The organism is Pedobacter nototheniae, from assembly GCF_032678625.1.
Classification (GTDB): Bacteria; Bacteroidota; Bacteroidia; order Sphingobacteriales; family Sphingobacteriaceae; genus Pedobacter; species Pedobacter nototheniae_A.
Genome location: NZ_JAVTSO010000003.1, coordinates 601,798 through 623,481, shown reverse-complemented (window position 1 = coordinate 623,481; position 21,684 = coordinate 601,798). Strand labels below are relative to the sequence as shown.

At 37.4% G+C, this 21,684-nt stretch carries 15 protein-coding genes; 9 read left to right on the top strand and 6 right to left on the bottom strand.

The window, feature by feature from the left end; genetic code table 11:
* Positions 1-3: 3 nt before the first annotated feature.
* Genes R2Q77_RS12875 through R2Q77_RS12865 form a run of 3 tightly spaced genes read right to left on the bottom strand, consistent with a single transcriptional unit; the run spans position 4 to position 4,855 of the window.
* Positions 4-3,105 (bottom strand): SusC/RagA family TonB-linked outer membrane protein, encoded by a 3,102-nt coding sequence (locus R2Q77_RS12875; protein WP_316804126.1) that lies wholly within the window; start codon positions 3,103-3,105, stop codon positions 4-6.
* A gap of 34 nt (positions 3,106-3,139) precedes the next feature.
* Complete coding sequence (locus tag R2Q77_RS12870; RefSeq protein WP_316804125.1) at positions 3,140-4,162, bottom strand: FecR family protein; 1,023 nt, start codon at positions 4,160-4,162, stop codon at positions 3,140-3,142.
* A gap of 51 nt (positions 4,163-4,213) precedes the next feature.
* The gene (locus R2Q77_RS12865) at positions 4,214-4,855 is read right to left on the bottom strand and encodes an RNA polymerase sigma-70 factor (RefSeq protein ID WP_316804124.1); all 642 of its coding nucleotides are present in this window, start codon (positions 4,853-4,855) and stop codon (positions 4,214-4,216) included.
* Positions 4,856-5,132: 277 nt separating this feature from the next.
* Here R2Q77_RS12865 and R2Q77_RS12860 point away from each other — a divergent pair, with 277 nt between their 5' ends.
* The 6 genes from R2Q77_RS12860 to R2Q77_RS12835 all read left to right on the top strand — a co-directional run bounded on the left by R2Q77_RS12860 (position 5,133) and on the right by R2Q77_RS12835 (position 14,758).
* On the top strand, positions 5,133-6,032 hold the full coding sequence (locus tag R2Q77_RS12860; RefSeq protein WP_316804123.1) for an ROK family protein: 900 nt from the start codon (positions 5,133-5,135) through the stop codon (positions 6,030-6,032).
* 133 nt (positions 6,033-6,165) lie between these two features.
* Positions 6,166-9,267, top strand: a complete 3,102-nt coding sequence (locus tag R2Q77_RS12855; protein ID WP_316804122.1) for a SusC/RagA family TonB-linked outer membrane protein — start codon at positions 6,166-6,168, stop codon at positions 9,265-9,267.
* Between the two features lie 33 nt (positions 9,268-9,300).
* Positions 9,301-10,938, top strand: a complete 1,638-nt coding sequence (locus R2Q77_RS12850; RefSeq protein WP_316804121.1) for a RagB/SusD family nutrient uptake outer membrane protein — start codon at positions 9,301-9,303, stop codon at positions 10,936-10,938.
* Between the two features lie 116 nt (positions 10,939-11,054).
* Positions 11,055-11,477: a hypothetical protein gene (locus R2Q77_RS12845; protein WP_316804120.1), complete on the top strand. Its 423-nt coding sequence runs from the start codon at positions 11,055-11,057 to the stop codon at positions 11,475-11,477.
* Between the two features lie 109 nt (positions 11,478-11,586).
* On the top strand, positions 11,587-13,059 hold the full coding sequence (locus R2Q77_RS12840) for an RICIN domain-containing protein (RefSeq protein ID WP_316804119.1): 1,473 nt from the start codon (positions 11,587-11,589) through the stop codon (positions 13,057-13,059).
* Positions 13,060-13,177: 118 nt separating this feature from the next.
* On the top strand, positions 13,178-14,758 hold the full coding sequence (locus R2Q77_RS12835) for a LamG-like jellyroll fold domain-containing protein (RefSeq protein WP_316804118.1): 1,581 nt from the start codon (positions 13,178-13,180) through the stop codon (positions 14,756-14,758).
* A gap of 69 nt (positions 14,759-14,827) precedes the next feature.
* Here R2Q77_RS12835 and R2Q77_RS12830 read toward each other — a convergent pair whose 3' ends face one another.
* The 3 genes from R2Q77_RS12830 to R2Q77_RS12820 form a co-directional block, all read right to left on the bottom strand.
* A complete protein-coding gene (locus R2Q77_RS12830) occupies positions 14,828-16,381 on the bottom strand; it encodes an FAD-dependent monooxygenase (protein ID WP_316804117.1) in 1,554 nt (517 codons plus the stop codon).
* Between the two features lie 41 nt (positions 16,382-16,422).
* Positions 16,423-17,241, bottom strand: coding sequence for a helix-turn-helix domain-containing protein (locus tag R2Q77_RS12825; protein ID WP_316804116.1), 819 nt, complete (start codon positions 17,239-17,241; stop codon positions 16,423-16,425).
* 217 nt (positions 17,242-17,458) lie between these two features.
* A complete protein-coding gene (locus R2Q77_RS12820) occupies positions 17,459-18,115 on the bottom strand; it encodes a Crp/Fnr family transcriptional regulator (RefSeq protein WP_316804115.1) in 657 nt (218 codons plus the stop codon).
* A 293-nt stretch (positions 18,116-18,408) separates the two neighbouring features.
* On the opposite strand from R2Q77_RS12820, the gene R2Q77_RS12815 reads away from it, so the two are divergent.
* The 3 genes from R2Q77_RS12815 to R2Q77_RS12805 all read left to right on the top strand — a co-directional run bounded on the left by R2Q77_RS12815 (position 18,409) and on the right by R2Q77_RS12805 (position 21,160).
* Positions 18,409-19,245: a PAS domain S-box protein gene (locus tag R2Q77_RS12815; protein ID WP_316804114.1), complete on the top strand. Its 837-nt coding sequence runs from the start codon at positions 18,409-18,411 to the stop codon at positions 19,243-19,245.
* 387 nt (positions 19,246-19,632) lie between these two features.
* Entirely contained in the window at positions 19,633-20,466 is an 834-nt protein-coding gene (locus tag R2Q77_RS12810) for an alpha/beta hydrolase family protein (RefSeq protein WP_316804113.1), read from the top strand.
* Positions 20,467-20,809: 343 nt separating this feature from the next.
* Positions 20,810-21,160 carry a nuclear transport factor 2 family protein gene (locus R2Q77_RS12805; protein ID WP_316804112.1) on the top strand — a complete coding sequence of 117 codons (351 nt, stop codon included), beginning with the start codon at positions 20,810-20,812 and terminating at the stop codon, positions 21,158-21,160.
* Positions 21,161-21,684 lie beyond the last annotated feature (524 nt).

Genomic DNA, 21,684 nt, shown 5'->3' with positions numbered 1-21,684 from the left:
TTTTTATTTAAATTTAAAATTTACGTTTAAACCAAATGTCCTTGTAGCCGGCAAAGAGGCACCTTCTATACCCGCATAGGCAAGCACAGGTGAAAACTCAGACTCGGGATCGATGTTTTTAGTATATTTTAATAAGGTAAATAAATTTCTGCCAACAAAATCTATACTGATGTTTTTGAAAGGCGTTTTCTTTAAGAAATTTTCTTTAAAAGTATAACCAAAGGTTGCTTGTCTTAATTTTATAAAACTTCCGTTTAGTACAGACAATGCAGAGATGTTGGTGGCCAGTTCAGGGTAATAATTATAGGCCGGCACTAAAGTTGTATTTTTTACCCCATTCTCATAAACACCATCTGCAATAATACCCGTTTCCCTTCCTGCTAAAGTTGCCTTATTTAGTCCGTTTACATAAGAATAGTTTTCTGTTGCGGATAAAATTTTATTACCAAACCTGTAATCAATTAAAAAGGAAATATTAAATTGGCCAAAGGTAAAACTATTGTTTAATCCACCATATACAGAAGGGATCGTACTTCCCATAGGCATAAGTTCGCCACGTTTGGGTATTCCATCCGATCCGATGATCACGTTACCCATTGCATCTCTTTTATAATCGTAAGCCATAATTTGCGTAATCGGTTTTCCTACAACCAAAGCGGTGTTGGCATTTAACGGTCTGTAAGTTCCTGTTAAAGTATAGGTATTGCTGCCATCGATAGATAATAACCTGTTTTTTACTTGTGTAAAATTAAAACTAACCTGCCATTTTTTATTCTTCCTTAAAATTGGTGTATACTCTATGGCAAGTTCGGTACCTATATTTTGGGTTTTGCCTAAGTTTACATATGCCGATGTAAAACCGGTGGTTATGGACTGCTTTGCATTAATAATTTCGTTGTGTGTTACTCTATGGAAAAAAGTAAAATCGAGATCAAGCCTGCTATCAAAAAACTTTAAATTTATTCCAGCTTCAAACTCGCTTAATGTAAATGGTTTTAAATTGTAATTGGGTAAATCTCTTGAAAAATCGCCTATCGGGGTGCCGTTAACACGATCATCTGATACATAATATATCTGCGTGGTGTAAGGAACGATTGGCTCGCCGCTGGTTTTTGCAAAATCTAACCTCAACTTACCAAAATTTAGGTTCTTAACGTCAATTAAGTCTGAAAAAATAAAGCTTCCTGAAATTCCGGGTACAAAAATCCCCCGGTTATTGGATGGAAGTGTAGAGTAAATATCATATCTACCGGTTAGAGATAAATTTAGGAGCTGTTTAAAAGATATGTCAGCTGTATAATAAGCAGATTCTGTTACTATTTTGGATATGGTATTGGTATTTGTTTTGGTAATTAAATTTTCGGGTGTATATAGATAAGGAATTATAAATTGCGAGCCTTTTGTTTTATTTGTTTTTCCATTTCGTTCCCTGTAATTTGCACCTAATGAAACATCAAGATTAATATTTTTAGTAATATTCCGGTTGGCAGAAAGCAGAACATCACTGTTTAATTCTGACGTTTGCGATTGATCAAAAGCATTTATTCCGCCTTGCCTGTTGATTGAAAATGCGGTTCCGGTGGGCAAAATACTAATCACTTCATCTTTGCTGATGTCGTAACCAAATCGCCCCTGAATAGAAGCCCAATTGTTAAATTTATATTTTGCAGCAGCCGAAGAAATGTAGCGGTTACGTTTTGCGTAATCAGCCTGTTTATTCATCAGGAAATATGGATTTGTTTTATACTCATCGGCATTCCAACGGGTTTCGTTTCCTGTGGCTTCATCATATCCGGGTGCTAAAAGGGCCTGATTTAAGCTGGTTGCTAATGATGCTATGCCATAATTAGCGTTAAGTGGGCCATCGCTTAAGTAACTTTTATTTTTATTGTATTCGTAAATGTAATTTGCATTAAAATTAATCGTCAGCTTTTTGGTTAAATCAAAAGAACCATATACATTAAAGGTTTTCCTGTTTAGGTGGCCGTTTTTTAAAATAGAACCATAATCGAGATTGGAAGCGGAAAAGCGGTAAATATTTTGGCGACTTCCGCCTACTAAAGATAAAGTATTGGTAAAGGCAGGAGCGGTTCTGTAAAAATCAACGATATTATTTTTTGCCGGCAGATAAGGTTTAAAGGATCCATCGATTTGTGGGCTAAGGGCACCATCCATTTTTTCTCCCCAACTTAAAATCCCGGTAGAAGTGGCATTATAAACATTAATTGGTCGTTTATTTTGTGCCCCCTGGCCGTAAATATACTGGAAATCGGTATTGTTTATGGGGCTTTCAAAAGATAGGTTTGTGTTGTATTCTATTGACGGACCAGCATTTTCTTTTCCACTTTTTAAATTGATTAAGATTACACCATTGGCTGCCCTGGCACCATATAAGGCAGATGCCGCAGAACCTTTGAGGATAGTAATGGTTTCTATATCGTCAGGATTAATATTGCTGATGCCATCGCCATAATCAGCCCCTCCGTATTCATTGGCACTGCCACGAATCGTATTGTCTATTGGAACCCCATTAACGATAAAAAGCGGAGATGCAGCAGTCATGCTGGCAACACCTCTAAGTAATATTCGTGCTGAAGAGGACGGGCCACCGTTGGTGCCGCTGATGTTTAATCCGGCTATTCTTCCCTGAAGCGCCAAAATCATATTAGATTCTCTCGCCTGAGTTATAGAACTGCCCTTAATTGAAGTTAGGGCATAGCCTATTTTTCTGTTGTTTTTTTCTATGCCCAAGGCCGTAATTATAACCTCGTTAAGCATTTTAACACTATCGGGATAACTCGGTTTTTTTTCGGTGGCTTTAATTACAATAAGCTCATTAGGCAATAATGCATACTCATAGCCCGTATTTTTTAAAATTTGATTCAGTACCTGAACAACTTCAAGATCATTTACTTGAATGGTGATTTTTTTCTGAGGAATTTTTGACTCACTAAAAACGAAATGGTAAATGGTTTGGTTTTGGATAGATTCAATTACGCTTTCAAAGTCGACAGATTGAAAGTTTAGGGTAACTTTAGTTTGCGAGTAACTATTTATTGAAATTAAAAGAAGTATAAAAAGTAGTAATTTCTGTACCCGCTTCATAAAAATGAGTGTGCATAACCCGCGTTAGAACCGGTTAATTATAAAGGTAAACAATTTTACCCTGTAGGCTATAATTAAAATGCTCAATCATTTTGAGGGCCTTTAAAGCATCAGTGATACTTTCTTCTTTAAACTTCCCTGTAAATTTAAACGACTTTAAGGTTTCGTCTTTGAAAACTATTTTTACTCCATACCACCTTTCGAAAAGCCTCGAAATTGATGCAAAATCATTGTTTTTAAACATCAGTTCATTTTTTGTCCATGATGTTTCTATAATTGAATTTTCATCATTTGCAGAAAAATAGGTAAGCTTCGTTAAATTGGCTTTATTGTTTTGCTTTGTAAGTACAAATTTTTCATTAGGATTCAGAATAAAAGGTGTAGCCATGTTATCCTTAACTTTGATTTCAACACGCCCCCTGATTAGCGTTGTTTCTGTGAAATCATCATTTTTATACGCTTTAACATCAAATGCAGTACCTAAAACTTTAACGTCTATCTGTTCGGTGTGTATGATAAATGGGTGTTTGGCATCTTTTTTTACATCAAAAAAGGCCTCACCGCTTAAATACACTTCCCTGGTACCGCCTTTAAAAGATGCAGGGTATTTAAGCTGGCTTACGGAGTTTAATGTTACGGATGTTCCATCTGCCAAAGTAAAATTTTTCTTTTCGGCAGCAGGTGTATTTATGGTTTGCCACTGAGATTGATCTTTATTGAAATAATTTTTATAGATGAAAAATCCACTAACGGAGAGTACGAAAACCGCTGCAATTTGAAGCCATATTTTAAAACCCTTATCAGGCCTGATGGATTGAATATTTGTGGCCTTGCTGCTCTTTCCAGGGATTGTAATTTTAGATTTTATACGGTCAAAAACCACATCAATTTGCCCGTCTGTATTTTCCTCTTGTTCAAAATAGGTGGTTAACGATTTGTGTTCCTGGCGAAAGTTGTCATTGTTGGCAAGCAATAATTCAAGGTCATTCGATTCCTCTGGTGAAATTTCACCAGCCAGCTGTTTGCCAAGCAATTCTGTAAATCTTTGATCCGTCATTTATCCTTAACCTGTTTATACTATTATAGTACCTATTTGTTTTAAAATTGCCTACAAAATATTAAAAAAATATAGCATACCGGGGATTATAATTAAGCTTATAAGCTTTTCTACTATTTCATTTCCGGTATTATTTTGCTGATTTGGCGATAAAATTAATCTGAGTTTGGCAATAGCTCTAAATAACTGAGTTTGTACCGTTCTCGGGCTAATCTCTAAAACCTCGGCAACTTCTTTATATTTCATGCCATTTTCTTTAATCAACCTGAAAATAATTTTAGCCTGCGGAGGCAAAGTTTCTATGGCCTGGTCTAATTTTTTATGTAATTCTTTTCGTTCTAAAATACTTTCAGGATTAAAATGATTCACCGGATCATGCGCTCCTGTGTCTCCTAAATCGATAAACGTAATACCTGAATTTTTTTTTAGATATTTTAAAGATTGATTTCTGATGGCAACGAAAAAATAGCTTTCAGGGTTTAAAATATGCGTACTTGTTTTGCGGTTTTCCCAGCATTTAACAAATACCTCAGCAACAATATCTTCTGCGATTTCTCTGCTGTTAACATAATAAACCGATAGTTTAAGCAGGCCTTTATATAAAAAACGGTATAGTGCTTCGAATGATTTTACATCATCTTCGAGGCAAATACTTGTCCATAATACGAGAAGATCCGGCTTTGATGCTTTCAATTTCGGTTAGATTTATTTGATCAAATGTAAGGTAATAATTAAAAATAATTTACAAAAAATGTATTTGCCTGTAGGCAGTTTTCTTAAAAAATGGATTCTTACTAATAATGGCATTATAAATTTTAACGCTGCTTACAATTTATTAATACTTAAACCAATATAAACCCTTCTTAAATATGAGTGAGCAACTACCTACTGCTTTTCAGTTTTTTAAAATCTATTACGTAAAAGGATTTACTAAATCCTTAGGCATTTTAAACAAACTACCTATATCAAAATGATTACAAATAAATATGTACTTGGTGTAGACATCGGCGGATCCCACATTACGGCAGCAATAATGGATATGCAAAACAGATTCATCCTTGAAAATTCATATACCAGAAAATGGATCGATTCTCACGGCAAGCCTGATCTTATTATTGAAAACTGGAGCAAAGCCATTGCACTTTCTTATAACAAGGCTGGTATAAACATAGAGAAAATTGGAATTGCTATGCCAGGCCCCTTTGATTACGAAGAGGGAATATCTTACATACAAGGTAACGATAAATACGAAGCTTTTTACGGCTTAAACGTCAAAAATATGCTGGCCGATAAACTTGGAATAGAACACGCTGATATTCTGATGAAAAATGATGCTTCTTGTTTTTTAGCTGGAGAAGTATTTGCAGGCGCTGTAAAAGGATATAAAAATGTAATTGGTATTACCCTGGGTACGGGTTTAGGTACTGCGGTATTAAAAAATGGAGAAACAAATGATGCAAATTTGTGGTGTTCGCCTTTTTTAGACGGTATAGCTGAGGACTATCTCTCTACCCGATGGTTTTTAAAACGATACTATGAATTATCCGGACTTAATATTTTAAATGTAAAGGAAATGACCGGGCTGTATGTTTATAACCCAACCATTAGAAAAATATTTATAGAATTTGCCAATAACCTCACTGCTTTTCTGAAAATCTTTCAAGAAGATACCCAGGCCGATGCAATTGTTATTGGTGGTAACATTGCAAATGCTTCAGAACGGTTTTTGCCATCCATTATTAAACAATTTAAAGCTTTTGATATTGAAATACCAGTATTTATCTCAACACTTAACGAGCATGCGGCTATTGCAGGTGCGGCAAGTTGCTGGGAAAATAAATTGATTATCAGTTCATCAGCGGGTACATAAAATAATTTACGTAAAACGATTTTCTTGTAGGCAATTCGTTTAAAATAATGCTCTCTACTAATAACGCTATAATCATATTTTTAAATGCGTTTACAATTAACCAAATAATAACCAAAGTTTATTCTTAATGAGTATGAAAAAATCATTACAATTAACATGTTTATTGCTGTATGCTTCCACAAGTTTATACGCGGCTGAAACTGTCAATAATCTAAAACTGTCCTCGTCCTTTACTGCATTTTACCAGGAACCTATAAAAGGAACGGTAAAAGATGCAACAGGAGCAACAGTACCTGGGGTAACCATTACCATTAAAGGCGCCACTGGCGGCACTCAAACAAATACATCGGGGCAATACTCAATCCAGGCTAAAGCCGGGGATGTATTGGTGTTTTCATTTGTAGGGTATCAAACAAAAGAAATAACGGTAAGTACACAAAGTGTAATCAACGTAACACTGGATAATGATTCTAAAAACCTGGAAACCGTTGTGGTAACCGCATTGGGTATTAAAAGATCAGAGAAATCAGTAACATATTCTACTCAGCAGGTAAAAGGAGATGAATTAACCAAGGTTAAAAGTACAAATCTTGCCAATTCATTAAATGGTAAAGTTGCCGGTTTAACCATTTCTTCCAGCTCATCAGGCGTTGGTGGTTCGGCTAAGGTAATTTTAAGAGGTTCAAAATCTTTGGTTGGAAATAACCAGGCACTTTACGTGATTGATGGGGTGCCAATGAACAACACCACCACCAACCAGCCTTCAAGTGCTTACGGAGGAACCAATTCTTATGATGGCGGTGACCCTATTTCCAACCTGAACCCGGATGATATTGAAAATATATCTATCCTAAAAGGTGCTTCTGCAGCAGCGCTTTACGGAAGCCAGGGCGCAAATGGTGTTATTATTGTTACTACAAAAAGCGGAAAAGAAGGTAAAACAGAAATCAATTTTTCTTCAAGCGCTTCATTTGATGAGGCAGCCTTTAAACCAGCGTTCCAAAATTCTTACGGTGTTTCAGATCAGTATAAAAGCTGGGGTGCTGCCATAACAGGATCAAACGATAATTTAAAAAGCTTTTTTCAAACCGGAACAAATTACACAAACTCCATCAGTTTATCAGCAGGATCAAAAGTTGCACAAACTTATGTTTCTTATGCAAATACAACAGCAAGGGGAATACAACCAAATAATAACTTAACAAGAAATAATTTAAATTTTAAACAAGTAGGCCACTTCTTTAACAATAAGCTTACGGCCGATGCAAGTGTTAATTATGTAACGCAAAAAATTGAAAATTCTCCTTTGGCAGGTTTCTATTTTAACCCGCTTACTGGTTTATATTTATTTCCAAGAGGCGTAGATATTAATCCATATAAGAATGGCTATGAGTCTGTTAATCCTTTAACATTATTAAACGAACAAAACTGGATTGCAACTAACCGTGCAGATGGGGTACAGAAGTTTAGTGAAGATACTCAACAAAATCCATGGTGGATTATTAACCGCAACCCAAATACATTGGATAGAAACAGGGTTTTATTAAACGGAAATTTAAAATACGAAGTAAATTCATGGTTTAACATTCAGGCAAGAGGAAGTATTGATAGAATTAATGATATTTATGATCAGAAATTATATGCGGGTACGTCACAATATTTAGCCAAAACAAATGGTGGATATTCTTATTCAAATAGTGTAAATACTCAAAAATATGCTGATTTACTTGCAAACTTTAACGGTTCAATAAGTGATAAGTTTAAAATTACAGGCGTAGTTGGTGCCAGTATCAGAGATACTAAAACGAAGGGTTTAAAATACGCCTCATCAGGAGATATTGGTTTAATTTATCCAAACATCTTTACGCTGCAAAATAGCATTACCGATCCTTCATCAACAGGCGATCTTCCTGAAGAACACACTCAGTTTCAGTCGGTATTTGCCAGTGCAAACCTGGCTTATAACGATGCTTTATATTTAGATGTAACAGCCAGAAACGATTGGGCTTCACCTTTGGCATTTACAAAAAGCGGTGTTTCTTATTTTTATCCATCAGTAGGTGCAAATGCAATTTTAAGCCAGTTGTTTAAATTGCCACAATCCATAAGTTTTGCAAAAATACGTGCATCGTATGCAGAAGTAGGTAATGCACCTTTAGCGTATCAAAGCAGGCAGCCATTAGCAACCATTGGTGCCGGCGGTTTAACACCACTTGGGTCAATTTCCCCTTATTCAGATTTAGCTCCTGAAAGAACAAAATCAATAGAAATTGGTACAGAATGGAGATTTTTTGGCAACAAGTTAGGCTTAGATTTTACATATTATAAAACCAATACCCGTAATCAAACCTTATTAATTGCTGCACCTGAAGCCTCATTTTATGGAACAGCCTATTTAAATGCCGGAAATATTCAAAATCAGGGTATTGAATTTGTAGCCAATTATAATAACGTATTTGATGGTGATAACCTTAAATGGAATAGCTCGGTAAACTTTGCCTTAAACAGAAACAAGGTTATTGAGTTATCTCCAACAGTTTCCAAAGCTGTACTAACAGGTTCTTCTGGTGCTAATTATCAATCTGTTGCCAGTGTAGGTGGTTCTTTTGGTGATATCTATGGAAAAACCCTTCAGCACGATAGTCAGGGACGTATTATGATTGATGCTGATGGAAAACCAATTGTTCAGGGCGGAGATTTTACTTTCTTAGGTAACCCGAATCCAAAATGGCAGTTGGGCTGGAACAACAACATTACCTACAAACAGTTTAATTTATCATTCTTGGTTGACGGAAAGTTTGGCGGAAAAGTAATGTCGGTAACTGAGCAAATGCTTGATGCTTATGGCGTATCTAAAGCAAGCGGCGATGCCCGTTTGGCTGGTGGTGTTTTGGTAAATGGTGTTGGCCCTACTGGTAATGCCATTACTACGGTTGCAGCCGATAAATGGTACCAAACCATTGGAGGTAGAGAAGGTGTATCTGGCGAATATATGTATAGTGCTACAACAGTTCGTTTAAGAGAAGTTGCTTTAGGTTATACTTTCGATATTAAAAATAGTTTTTTCAGGGCATTGAAACTTTCATTAACGGGTAGAAATCTTATTTATTTCTACAAGAAAGCACCTTACGATCCAGAGTTAACAATGTCTACTGGTAACGGTCTTTCAGGTGTGGATATTTTTATGCCACCTTCCACCCGCAGTTATGGAATCAGCTTAAATGCTAATTTTTAATCCCAGTTTTTAATTACAACTAAAATAATAATCATGAAACATATTAATAAGTATAATTTCATATCTAAATACATCATTCCATGTGTGCTTATTCTTTTTGCCACTTCATGTAAAAAGAATTTCGAAGAGTATAATACCAGCAATTTGGCGGTCGATATTAACATGGAAACCACATTTAAACACATTCAAATGGGTGTTTATAATTTTTCTGGTGGTGGCGATCCCAATTCTTACCAATTGCAGCAAAATTTAAATTCTGATTGTTACTCAGGTTACTTTATGAGCCAGATTAATTTTGCAAGTGGCAATAATAACTTAAACTATGCTTTGGTATCTGGCTGGAATAGCGAACCTTTTAAAGTAGGTTACTTAGATATTATGCGTTATATCGATATCCTTAAAGGACAGGCTGTTGATACCAAATACCCGGGTATTTGGGCAGTTGCACAAATATTAAAGGTAGAAGGCATGCACCGCGTAACTGATATATATGGCCCTATACCTTACAGTAAAGTTGGCCCGCTAACCAACGGTGCAACTGGTGTACCATATGATAATCAAAAAGATGTATACAATAGCTTTTTTGCAGATTTAGATGCAGCTACCACCGCGCTTAAAGCCTTTATTGCCAGTGGTAAATCTTTACCTTTCGATTTTTCTAAAATGGATTTGGTATATGGAAGCAGCACAGGTACAGAGTTTGAAAACTGGCTTCGCTTTGCAAATTCGTTGCGTTTAAGGTTAGCCATGAGAATAGTGAAAGTAGATCCGGCAACGGCAAAATTGCAGGGAGAAAAAGCACTTGACCCAGCTAATGGCGGCGTAATTACCGATAATACTCAGATTGTGAAAGTAAGTATACCAAGCGGCAACTTCAGCAATCCTTTGGTTTTTATTACCCAAAACTGGGCAAATATTTGCATCGGCGCATCTATTCAAACTTATATGAGTGGTTATAATGACCCTCGTATTGGAAAATATATGGATAAATCAACAGATGCAGCCTCAAATGGTCAGTACCAGGGAATTCGTATCGGATCAGACGTAGGCGCATTTAAATACGAAAAATACTCTACCCTGAATTTTAAAGATGGAAGCCCTTCTTATACCTTAAAAACCGCGCCTGTATTAATGACGGCTGCTGAAGTATATTTCTTACGTTCGGAGGCTGCTTTAAGAAACTGGAGCAATACTGGTGGAACAGCACAGGCACTTTACGAACAGGGTATTCAAACCTCATTTGCTCAATGGGGTGTAAGTGCAACAACTTATTTAGCCGATGCTACAAGTAAACCTGCAGCCTACGTGGATCCATTAAACGCTGTAAACAATGCGCCAGTGCCATCAACCATCACCATTAAATGGGATGAGAGTGCTGGCAATGAGCAAAAATTAGAGCGCATTATTACGCAAAAATGGATTGCTAATTTTCCTGAAGGACAAGAAGCCTGGAGCGAATTCCGCAGAACCGGTTATCCTAAATTATTGCCTGTTGTTAAAAATAATAGTGCAGGTTCAATTTCTACAACAGTTCAGATCAGGAGATTACCATTTTCTCAAAACGAATACAGCACCAATAATACTGAGGTACAAAAAGCCATTTCAATGCTATCAGGACCAGATAACGGAGGAACAAGATTATGGTGGGATTTAGATAAAGCGAATTTTTAATTTAATAAGCAAAACAGGATTAGTCATTGATTAATCCTGTTTTTTTTTACAGCAAGAACCACATGACTGACAAAGACCTTTTTTAATTATATTATTAACATCTAATCACAAAAACTATGAAAAAACTAATTTTATTTACAGCAATTGCTTTAATCGGAATTAAAGCCAATTCAAATCCAAGAGTTGCCGGAGTTAAACCACTTTCGCTACCTTTGAACACTTCATCCATCGCATTTAAAAATTTCAAAACTGCTGCAACCTATTTTGATAATAGTTCAAATGCCTGGGCAACAATTACGCTAACCAGTACTTCGGGTGGTAGTAATTATACATTTACAATTCCACCTAAAACAAAAGTAACGTCCAATGTTATAGATGATGGTGTTTACAACATACAGATATCAGGGTCAGGACCAAATAGTTTAGGCGTATTCCGTTGTGATAATCAGTTATATGGTTACTCGGTACCCACACCTTATACTTATACAGGTTACAGTACGGCTTCCAGTGGGCAGTTAATCATTATTCTTGTACCATAATTTTATATTCCTTACAGCTCGCTATGAACGGGAAAAAATACTTGGAGTTACGGGCTTAACTTAAGCCTGTACTCTTTGGTACATCACAATCTAACCAAAATTTAAACCTATGAAAAAAATAATAACGTTAGGAATGGCAGTTCTTGCTGTTTTTACTGTTTTTTACGCCTGTAAAAAAGACGGTCCAGAAAAAAAGGAAACTTTGCTTAACGCCAATGGTAATGCAATTGCGGTAACCAATGTTTCTAACTTCACAAGTTTAATTGCCTACAAGAATAGCACCCATATTAAAACCGTTGGTTATTTCAATGGTGTAACCCGGGTAGTTACTCCAGACTATTATAATTTAAGAAATATTCCAGATAGCGTTGACATTGTTAATGTTTTTACCAGATTTGTTAGCTTGGGAAATTTAAAACGAGGTTCGCGTACACCTGGAGCAACCGGCGAAGATGCAAAATCATTAACTGAAATTATCGCTGATGTAGATTATTTACAGGAAAGAGGAACCAAGGTTGTTGAAACTCAATTTTTAAGTGAAATTTTTGATGCTTATAAAAACGCCGCTAAAACTGCAAAATGGCAAAACACGCCTGAAGACTATGCCGGTTATGCAAAAGCGGTATCTGATTCTTTGAATGTATGGGGTTTTGATGGTATTGATCTCGATATTGAACCTGGATTTTCAGTAGGTAATTTAACAATAGCACAACAAGAAGCCTATGTTAATGCTTTTGCCAAGTATTTCGGGCCAACTTCCGGGACAGGTAAATTACTTATTGTTGATACAAATGTGGGGTTTAGCACATTAGGCTACTCTATGCAGACCCTTAATAAAGTGGATTACATCTACATTCAGGATTATTTTGGTTCTCAATCAAGTTCTGATGATAAAATCGATGGTTATATAGCTAATGGTTATCCTTCAAACAAAATCATGCTGATTTCTGCTGATTTTGAGAGCAGTTATTCAAGCGGTACCACCAGGTTAAAACAATATTATACCAATAGTAAATATTCGGGAAAAGTAGGCGGTTTTGGTGCTTATGGTTTTAATTTTGATAAACAGAGTAATTATAAAAACACAAACGACCAAATTAAATATTTTAACCCGTCTGCAGTCGCGAGCACCGGCATCACCTCTGGTAGCACTTATCAGTTAATTTCGGCGGTAAATAATAGCAGTGTACTGGATGTTACGGCCAGCGGTACAGCAGATGGAACTTTGGCTGAACTTTGGAGTGCGAATAACCCTAAAACCAATAATCAAAAATGGAAAGTAATTAGTGTTGGAAGTGGTTACTACAAATTACAACCTTTAAATGCATCTACAAAAGCATTAAATGTGGCTTCCTCAGGAACAGCCGATGGAACACAAATTCAAATTTATACCGATAATGCAGCAAATGCACAGAAATGGAAAATAACCAGCTCAGGCGATGGATATTATACATTAAGTCCGGCTAATGCTCCGGCCAAAAATCTTGATGTGAGTGGTTCTGGCACTTCAAATGGTACAAAAGTCCAAATCTGGACTGCTAATAGTTCCAATGCGCAAAAATGGAAATTCGTTCTTCAATAATTTCAACCTAAACGAAAAGTATAATAGAATTTTATTTTAAATTAAAGAAAATCCAATCTGTTAACAGGGTATAGAATTATCCTGTTAACATTTAATCTAACCACTTATAATCAAATTTATGAAAAAACTAATCATCTTCGGAGGGGTAATTCTATCCGCATTCGTTTTACTGTATGCCTGTAAAAAAACAGGAACAGAAACAACAACACAAACCGCCAGTTTAAAAGGTGCAATGATGGCTGCAAACCCAGTACCGCTTTCAGCAGGGCCATTTGTTACTGGTTACGTAGAGGTAAACGACCATGACATGGCAAATATTGGTACTTATACTTATGGTAATCCGTCAAAACAATTATTTAGTCTTTCGGTTATTTTTGCAGCCAATATCAATTCAAGCAATAATGTGCCAACTTTGTCTTTTAACCCGCAGGTACAAGCTGTTTTAAATTCAAGTAAAGTAGCTGATTTACATGCTTTAGGTATAAAAGTGGTTTTAGATGTGCTTGGTAACCATCAAAATGCAGGATGGGGCTGCTTTACAACCTATGCCCAGGCAGATGCATTTGCTATACAATGTGCTAATGCAGTACAGCAATATGGTTTAGATGGGATTGATATTGATACGGAATATTCTCAATGTACAACAAATGATAATTCTTTAGTCCTTGCCGTTGCAGCCTTAAGAGCAAGGTTAGGGGCTGATAAACTGATTACAATTGCTGCTTTTAACGATGCGCATTATTTTACAGCCACCTATAACGGAAAAAAAGTTGGTGATATTTTAGATTATGTTTTTGAGCAAAGCTATTTTTCTTCAAGTTATGCAAGCAGATTACAGCCCTATATTAGTGCCGGTGTACCAAAAAGTAAATTAGGTTTAGGCACCGATTTGGCAAATAACGATCAGGCAGCGGTAGCCACCTATGTTAAAGATAATGGTTTAGCAAGCGCAATGGTTTATAATGTAAGTAACGATTCGCAGGCAAAACTTTCCAACCTGGCTACTGCACTCTTTCCTGCAACTACGCCACCAACCGGATCAAATATGTCATTAGTATTCGATGGTACCAACGAATACCTTAATTCTAATACTTTTAACTTAGCCGGAACAGGATTAACCTTTGAAGGATGGGTAAAACCAGCAGGCTTTAAAGCCGCATCGCCTTATATATCAACCATTATGGGGGTAGAGGTTAGTGATGCAAATGTAGCTTTACTGCGCCTGGGTGATGCTTCGCTGGCCAATAATAAACTACAGTTTGTTTTAAATACAGGTGGTGCTACGCCTAAAAAATTAAATTCTGCAACCGCATTAACTGCAAATACCTGGTATCATGTTGCGGCAACCTATGATGGGGCCACCATGAAAATTTACATTAACGGAGTTTTAGATGCAAGCTTGAGTGCTACGGGTACAATTTCAGCAAATGGCACATTTCAGGTTTCCAGAAGCTGGGATGCAAACCGTGGTTTTAACGGACAACTTGACGAGCTGAGGGTTTGGAAAACGGCATTACCACAAACCTCAATCCAGGGAAATAAATGTAGCGTTGCAGTAAATAGCAGCAACCTGGAAGCGTACTGGAAATTTAATGAAGGTACAGGTACGTCCATAGCCGATGCTACGGGACATGGACATACAGCAAACCTTGTAAATATGGAAAGTACAGATTGGTCTACAATTGTACCTTGCCCATAGATTTTTATTGTTTAACAGCCTTTAAAATATCATCTCTGAGTTTCGATAAAGAGATGATATTTTAAATATTTATTCTTCCATGAACCAGTAATCAGCTGCTGTTTTGAGCTCATTGTAGTCTGGTTTATTGTTGCAAGCCCAGGCAATAAGTCCATCCGGACGGATCAGTAGGGCGCTTAAATCCAGTTGATCTTTTGCACTACCTGTAACGTATTTAATTTGCTTTCCATATTTGTCTGCTAAATTTTTAAGTGAGGTATTCCCATCAAAATCAAGTAAAATACCTTTACCGTCGTGCATCAAGTCGCCAATTTTTATACCATCATCAAACTCAAAGTTAGGTACACTGTATCCTACCATCGGGTGGCTATTGCCCAGGTTTGTTTTTGTTAATACACCCCACACCCTTCCTGCAAAATAAGTCGAGCCATCACGTGTATCCATGAGGTTCTGTATAATGGCGTACAAAGCACGTGCATGCGGATCTGGTTTCATTATGGCAACCTGTGCCCTCGACCAATCTAAAATCTGTGCACCAATTGGTTGGCGTTCGGCATTATAGCTATCCAGCAAGCTTTCAGGAGCTTTCTTCCAAATGGTTGAAGCTAATTTCCACCCTAAGTTCATGGCATCGCCTAACCCGAGGTTAAGCCCTTGCCCGCCTAAAGGCGAATGAATATGGGCTGCATCGCCGGCCAAAAATACCCGCCCGTTGCGGTAGCTGGTGGCTTGTCTTGCCCGGTCTGTCCAGGTGGTTGCAATATGTAGGGCATTAATTGTAACGTCAGTGCTCGAAATTCGACGGAGCACCTCCTGCAGGTGTTCAAGTGTAATTGGTTTTCCCGATTGATGAAAGGCCCCGCCATCAAAATCCTGTAACATCAGATAACCCGGTTGCGATTGCATGTACATCCCTTTAGCTGTTACATTTCTGCCCGGATTAAGCTTCTCAGGGTCGGCAATATCAACTTGGATAGAGTAGCCGGTAAATTCAGGCTCTGTACCGGCAAATTCAAAACCGCCTAATTTGCGTACAGCACTACGACTTCCGTCGCAACCTACAAGCCATTTACCCTTAAAAAGTTCATCGCCGGCCTGCACAGTTATTTCATCATCAGTTTGGTTAAAACCTGTAAGGCCAAGTCCACGTTTTATACTTACGCCAAGTGTTTCTGCGCGGCGTGCAAATACGGTTTCAAGCTCTTCCATTTCAGAAATTAAACTGGTTTCTGTAGCGCTTGGTAAGCGGTATTTCCATTGAGAGGAATCAATATAATCACTGTAAATTGGAATGCCGGCAAAGTGTCCGGCCTGGCGCTTGGTTTGCGGTACCTTGCCTGTTGTAGCGTGCGGGCTTTTAAGTCTGTTGTGCAATTCAAGTTCTTTTAGCAAGTCTCGACGGTAAAGTGCCTCAACAGAAGGTACAGATACTCCACGGATTCCGAAAGGAAATTGCTTTAAAGGCGAATGCAATTGTTCTGTCTTTTCAAGGATAAGAACCGAACATTTCATTAGGGCAAGTTCGCAGGCAAGAAATAAGCCTACGGGGCCCGCACCAGAAATAATTACGTCGTAAATAGAATGATGTTGCGCAGATTTATGATTTTCAGTAGTCGTTTTCATATTCATAATATTGAACTACAAACTTCCTGAATGCTGCAGGATTAGGCTTGTATAAATGCGACAAAATCGCTGTCCAAAGTCTCTTTACCTTTCTTTGCTTTTCGGGCAAAAGCAGCAGGCGTAGTACCGCTGTAACGTTTAAATTCCTTACTCAAGTGTGCCTGGTCTGAATAACCCAATTCATGAGCTAAACCAGCAAGATTGGTATCCGGATAATGCCAAAGCCGGTTTCTAACCTGCTCAAAGCGCATTAAACCAGCCACATCTTTAACCGTATAGCCCGATGATTGCTTAAATTTTCTTTCCAGCGTACGCACTGTAGCATGTGCTGCTGCCGCTACCTGGCTTACCGCTATAGTGCCTTTTGCTTTACTCATGGCAAGGCCTGCCTTAAATAACAGGCTATCAACAGCAATTTCTGATTGCGCATTCAGAAAATATTGTCTTACATACGCTATTGCTTCATTGATCATGCCCATCCCAATTAATTTATCCAAATGCGGTTGAAGCTGGGCAACAGGATGCTCAAATATATGTACACTGTCCTTGCCGGATGGAAGTCCGAGTAAATCAAAAACCGTCCAGGGGAAACATCTGATCCCGATAATTTCTAAGCAGTTTTTGGCATAAAAAATAACTGGCTGGTTAAGCAAGCCCATTAAAAAGGGCGAGGGCAATGGCTGCAAATCTCCGGTTGGTGATATGTTGTATAAATTTCCAAAATGAAAAATAATTTCAGCATAACCATCAGGTACAACCTCAAAACTTGAGTGCACAATGCCCGATTCTCTTTTATTGTACCAAAAGCACTTTATTGTATCCTGTAATTCTTTGGGGGACTCGAATTCCTGGTGCTGCATGTTTCAAAAATAATATTTGAGCGGAATTAGATTTGCTAATTAAATAATAACCTATTAGTATTTAACTCTATCAAATTCTGAATTTACCAAGAGGGCCCTTAAATATACAATGGTTTTTTAAAATTAAGCAATACAAGTTATACAAGCTTTCAGCAAAAAGTAAGCCTTGTATTTATTTATTGAAGTTTAATCGTCAATATACCTTATTTAGCCAGTATTAAACAAAAGCCAGGCCAGCTACATCGGCCAGCGCTTCTTTTAAATTTATAGAGCTGTCAAATTCTTTTTTTCTGATTCTGCTCAGTGTTTCCAGCCTCATTGATAGGTAACTTGCCAAATGACGGAGGGGAATACGGCTCATTATAAAGCGTTCGTCAGTAAGCATTCGCTTATAACGGTCGGTAGCTTTTGGTATTCTTGCCAAAATTGATCTTTGCGAAGCACTAAAATATTGCAGGGTAAGAAACTTCCTGCTAATTTTGTTCCCTTCCGCAAACTCTTCGCACATCCTGTCGATTAATAAATAAGGGATGCATACCAGCATACAGTTCTCAAGAGCGTGGAGGTATTCTTCCGAATAATGTGTTGCCTCTTCCGGATGGCGTAAAGCCCCCATAATCTCCTGTTCAAAGGCAAACCATGTGGTGATTTCCTGGCCCTGATCTCTGATAAAACCACGTACAGTGCCACTAACGATATAGTATAAATATTTATTGTTATCTACCGGGGAGAGAATATACTTGCTTTTTTTGACTTTGATAACCTTACAATGCTGTCTGTATTCTGAAACTAACCTTTCTGGCAAAGAATGTTGTTGTTGTAAATAGTTAAGCAAAAACGAAATGGCGAGTTGATCTTCATCTTTAAAACTCATATAATTAGGGATAATTAATGTTTACTATATTGGCAGTACTTTTTTGCTATAAAGCTGATTGAACAAGTTTAATATTGTTCATAACCGGCAAACAGTTTGGCTCTACAAATGGTAATACAGAAAATCCAAATTTCAACTATTTGATTTTTACAATACTGCCCAATTTGTGCGCAAAATTGACAAAATTCGATTTTTGATTATTATTTGGAAGAATTTTAAGAAGTAAAGCGGTAGACTCATTTATAAGCGTATTTTTGCTAAAGCTGCCTATTCCTTATAGATTGATTCATTCCATGGATAAATTGCCAAAGAACGACCTTTTTGATTTAGAGTACTTTTTTGAATTGTCGCCCGATTTGCTCTGTGTAGCAGGTTATGATGGTTATTTCAAAAAAATTAATCCCGCAGTTTCAAAAACATTGGGCTACAGCCATGCAGAATTGATGGCTGCCCCGATAAATTCATTTGTGCATCCGGCAGACCGCGAGCGTACGGCTCAAAAACGTGATGGATTGAGGAAGGGGGAAACACTCCTCCATTTTGAAAACAGATACCTTACAAAGGATGGAACAGCGGTTTGGTTGTTTTGGACATCAATACGTATTGAGCGCGATAAGCTGGTATTTGCCATTGCAAAAGATATTACCTACCGGAAACAATTTGAAGAATTGGAGCGAATATCGGCTATTTTAATGCGGCTCAATACCGAACAGATTGAGCATTTTAAAATACAAACCGATGGCACAGGTAAAAAAATAAAAGAAACAATAGCAGGGCATCAGCTTCCCAAAATAAAAACCGAGCCATCACAAACTGATCAAATGTGGTTGAATAGGTTTGAGGCCATTGTAAGAGAAAATATAGGAAAAATAGATCTGAACTTAAGTTTTTTGAGTGCCGAGCTGGCCATGAGCGAGCGCCAGTTGTTTAGACAAGTAAACCGAATCATGCTTATTACGCCAAATAATCTGATCAGAATAATCAGACTGCAATTGGCCTGGGAAGCTATTGGCTCAGGAAAGTATAAAACCATAGCAGAGATATCAAATATCGCAGGCTACAGTTCAAGAGCTTATTTTAAAAAACTATTTGAACAGGTTTATGGAATTGATGTTGCGGAATTGATTTAGCATTGTGTTGCTTCGGGCTAAAACCGATCATTTCAGATTAAAAATCGGTTGAGTAATTAGTGGTTTTTTGAAAGAAGAGACCTAAATAATTTATAATTCTTCCCTTTGCTATTTTTTATTCGTGTTGTTACCAAACCAAAGATATATTTCACATCTATATATAAGCAATTTATATTCAGTTTTCTTTTGTAAACTTTAGGGTGATCATTCATCACATTTATTCCCCATCCTGTCACATTTATTCCTACCGGTTTACCATCCGAAGTATATTGCTTCACATTTAAATAATCGTAATAACCGGGAATAAAATCTCTTAAATTAAAAACAATGAAACCATATTTAATTCTTCTGTTCGGCTGCTTCAGTCTTAACCTTTTTGGACAAAACGTGCCTGAACTTCCCAATCAAACAGACTTCAGCACGGAAAATGTTGAGTTCAACAGTGCCGGCGTTACCTTGGCTGGTGCAATTTTTAAACCCAAGCATCTATATGGTGCGGTCGTTATCGTGCATGGATCTGGTCAGGCGACAAGAATGGAGGAAATGGCCAAATTCTTAGCCCAAAACGGTATTGCAGTATTAACTTACGACAAACGTGGAGTAGGTAAATCGGGTGGTGTTTATGTAGGGCCAGAAGTGGGAACCAACAACATTGATTCTGCCAACCTCAATCTACTTGCCTTAGATGTAAACGCCGCTTCTAACATGTTGTTGGCACATTTGCCGGCCAAACACGGTCAATTGGGTTTAATTGGGTTTAGCCAGGCCGGATGGGTAATCCCTATAGCCGCACAAAAAAATCCTAAGATAAATTTTATGGTATTGTTTAGCGGGCCAGTTGTAACCACGCTCGAGCAGCTGCGGTTTCAGTTTTATACCCAAGGAAATTCTGCCTTTTGGAGCACACATACCGAAGCAGATGCACGGGCACACACACGCAACGACCCAGATCGGTACCAATTTGCGGCCACTGATCCGCAAGACGCTCTCTCCACACTTTCAATCCGCGGGCTTTGGCTTTTTGGAGGTAAAGATATACAAATCCCTGTAGGTTTATCAAAAGAACACCTTGATGCTTTTAAAGCGAAAGGTAAGCCCTACACATACCAGTTGTTTCCGGAGTTGGGCCATAACACTTCCTTCCCCAAATTTCAAGAACCCATTAATGCAGCCATTCAATTTATTAAAACAGTCGACAACCATAAGAAAGGAAAGTCATAACTATACATTCATCCAAATAGATTGATGTAATTGATAAAAAGAGTTCCGGACAGAGTTTCCTGAACTCTTTTTTTAGTTCAAACCGAAAACAGATCAGGCAAATCACCAAAATTTCCTTTTGTTGGTGTTTTTTCCTCGGTTAATTTTATCATCAACTAAAAGATAACCAACCAAAAGTTATCTGTGTCCTGTGCACCGAATGTTTGGTGTCGTCGTCAACTAAAAAGATAAATTATTTGGGCGTTTAGCACGATGTCGCGTTTGGCCCTACTATTTGTCCTTTGCTAACGCCTTAGCGCCCTTGTGAAAACTTATCTTTGATATGCACTTAAAATAATCTATAATGGACAACAGGGAAATCGTTATTAAATTTAACACCGCTTTTGATAAAGACACCAAGGAGGATATTGCCAAATATGTATCTGAAGATTTTGAATGGCATATGCTGGGCGATAGTATTATTAAAGGAAAAGAAAACCTGCTAAAATTTTTTGCCGAGCATCCAGATATGAAAATACTTTCGGTGAGTAAAGACTATATCCTTGTTGATGGAGATAAAGCTTCAGTTGCAGGTGAAGTAAAATGTACGGATAAGACCGGGCAAGTTTATGATATGTTTTATGCTGATATTTATGAGCTTGCCGATGGGTTGATCACAAAAATGATCTCTTATACCGTTAACAAGAAGAAATGATACTTCTTTCTATTTTCTTGTGGTGGAGTTATAACTCGCGTCACTAAGGTATTGATTGGTGATAACACCAAGCAAAAGTTAAAGTTAAGTTAATGATATTCTAAATTGTGTACGGAAAACCGTAAGTATGTGATTAAATTCTAAGTTAAATTTGTTTCAATTTAATACAAATATTTTTATGAAAAACATTGAAGCAATTAAACCCGGACCCAAGCCTAATAAACCGGACGGCACACCAGACAAAAGGAGAAGAGTAACACCTGAAACAAAACCTAAACACCCAGACCTAAAACCACATAAACATAGAACCGGAGATTCTAAGTAATTATAGAGTGGGTTGAACCTATTTTAACTTTTATTAGCGATAACACCAACCAAAAGTTAAAATAGTTGTGGTAATAAAAATGAAACAATAACTCCGCGTAACCAACCACAGGTAATTGTTTATAACAAGCCGTGTATTGTTTTTTGCACTAACGATATTTTAGATATATTTGAAATATGGAAACCGCACTAAAAACCAA

Excerpts from the sequence above, each read along its gene's own strand:
- R2Q77_RS12860 (WP_316804123.1), top strand. The coding sequence starts at position 5,133 with ATGATTACAAATAAATATGTACTTGGTGTAGACATCGGCGGATCCCAC.
- R2Q77_RS12820 (WP_316804115.1), bottom strand. The coding sequence starts at position 18,115 with ATGAGTTTTAAAGATGAAGATCAACTCGCCATTTCGTTTTTGCTTAAC.
- R2Q77_RS12850 (WP_316804121.1), top strand. The coding sequence starts at position 9,301 with ATGAAACATATTAATAAGTATAATTTCATATCTAAATACATCATTCCA.
- R2Q77_RS12805 (WP_316804112.1), top strand. The coding sequence starts at position 20,810 with ATGGACAACAGGGAAATCGTTATTAAATTTAACACCGCTTTTGATAAA.
- R2Q77_RS12825 (WP_316804116.1), bottom strand. The coding sequence starts at position 17,241 with ATGCAGCACCAGGAATTCGAGTCCCCCAAAGAATTACAGGATACAATA.
- R2Q77_RS12835 (WP_316804118.1), top strand. The coding sequence starts at position 13,178 with ATGAAAAAACTAATCATCTTCGGAGGGGTAATTCTATCCGCATTCGTT.
- R2Q77_RS12855 (WP_316804122.1), top strand. The coding sequence starts at position 6,166 with ATGAAAAAATCATTACAATTAACATGTTTATTGCTGTATGCTTCCACA.
- R2Q77_RS12870 (WP_316804125.1), bottom strand. The coding sequence starts at position 4,162 with ATGACGGATCAAAGATTTACAGAATTGCTTGGCAAACAGCTGGCTGGT.
- R2Q77_RS12830 (WP_316804117.1), bottom strand. The coding sequence starts at position 16,381 with ATGAAAACGACTACTGAAAATCATAAATCTGCGCAACATCATTCTATT.
- R2Q77_RS12815 (WP_316804114.1), top strand. The coding sequence starts at position 18,409 with ATGGATAAATTGCCAAAGAACGACCTTTTTGATTTAGAGTACTTTTTT.
- R2Q77_RS12845 (WP_316804120.1), top strand. The coding sequence starts at position 11,055 with ATGAAAAAACTAATTTTATTTACAGCAATTGCTTTAATCGGAATTAAA.
- R2Q77_RS12875 (WP_316804126.1), bottom strand. The coding sequence starts at position 3,105 with ATGAAGCGGGTACAGAAATTACTACTTTTTATACTTCTTTTAATTTCA.
- R2Q77_RS12840 (WP_316804119.1), top strand. The coding sequence starts at position 11,587 with ATGAAAAAAATAATAACGTTAGGAATGGCAGTTCTTGCTGTTTTTACT.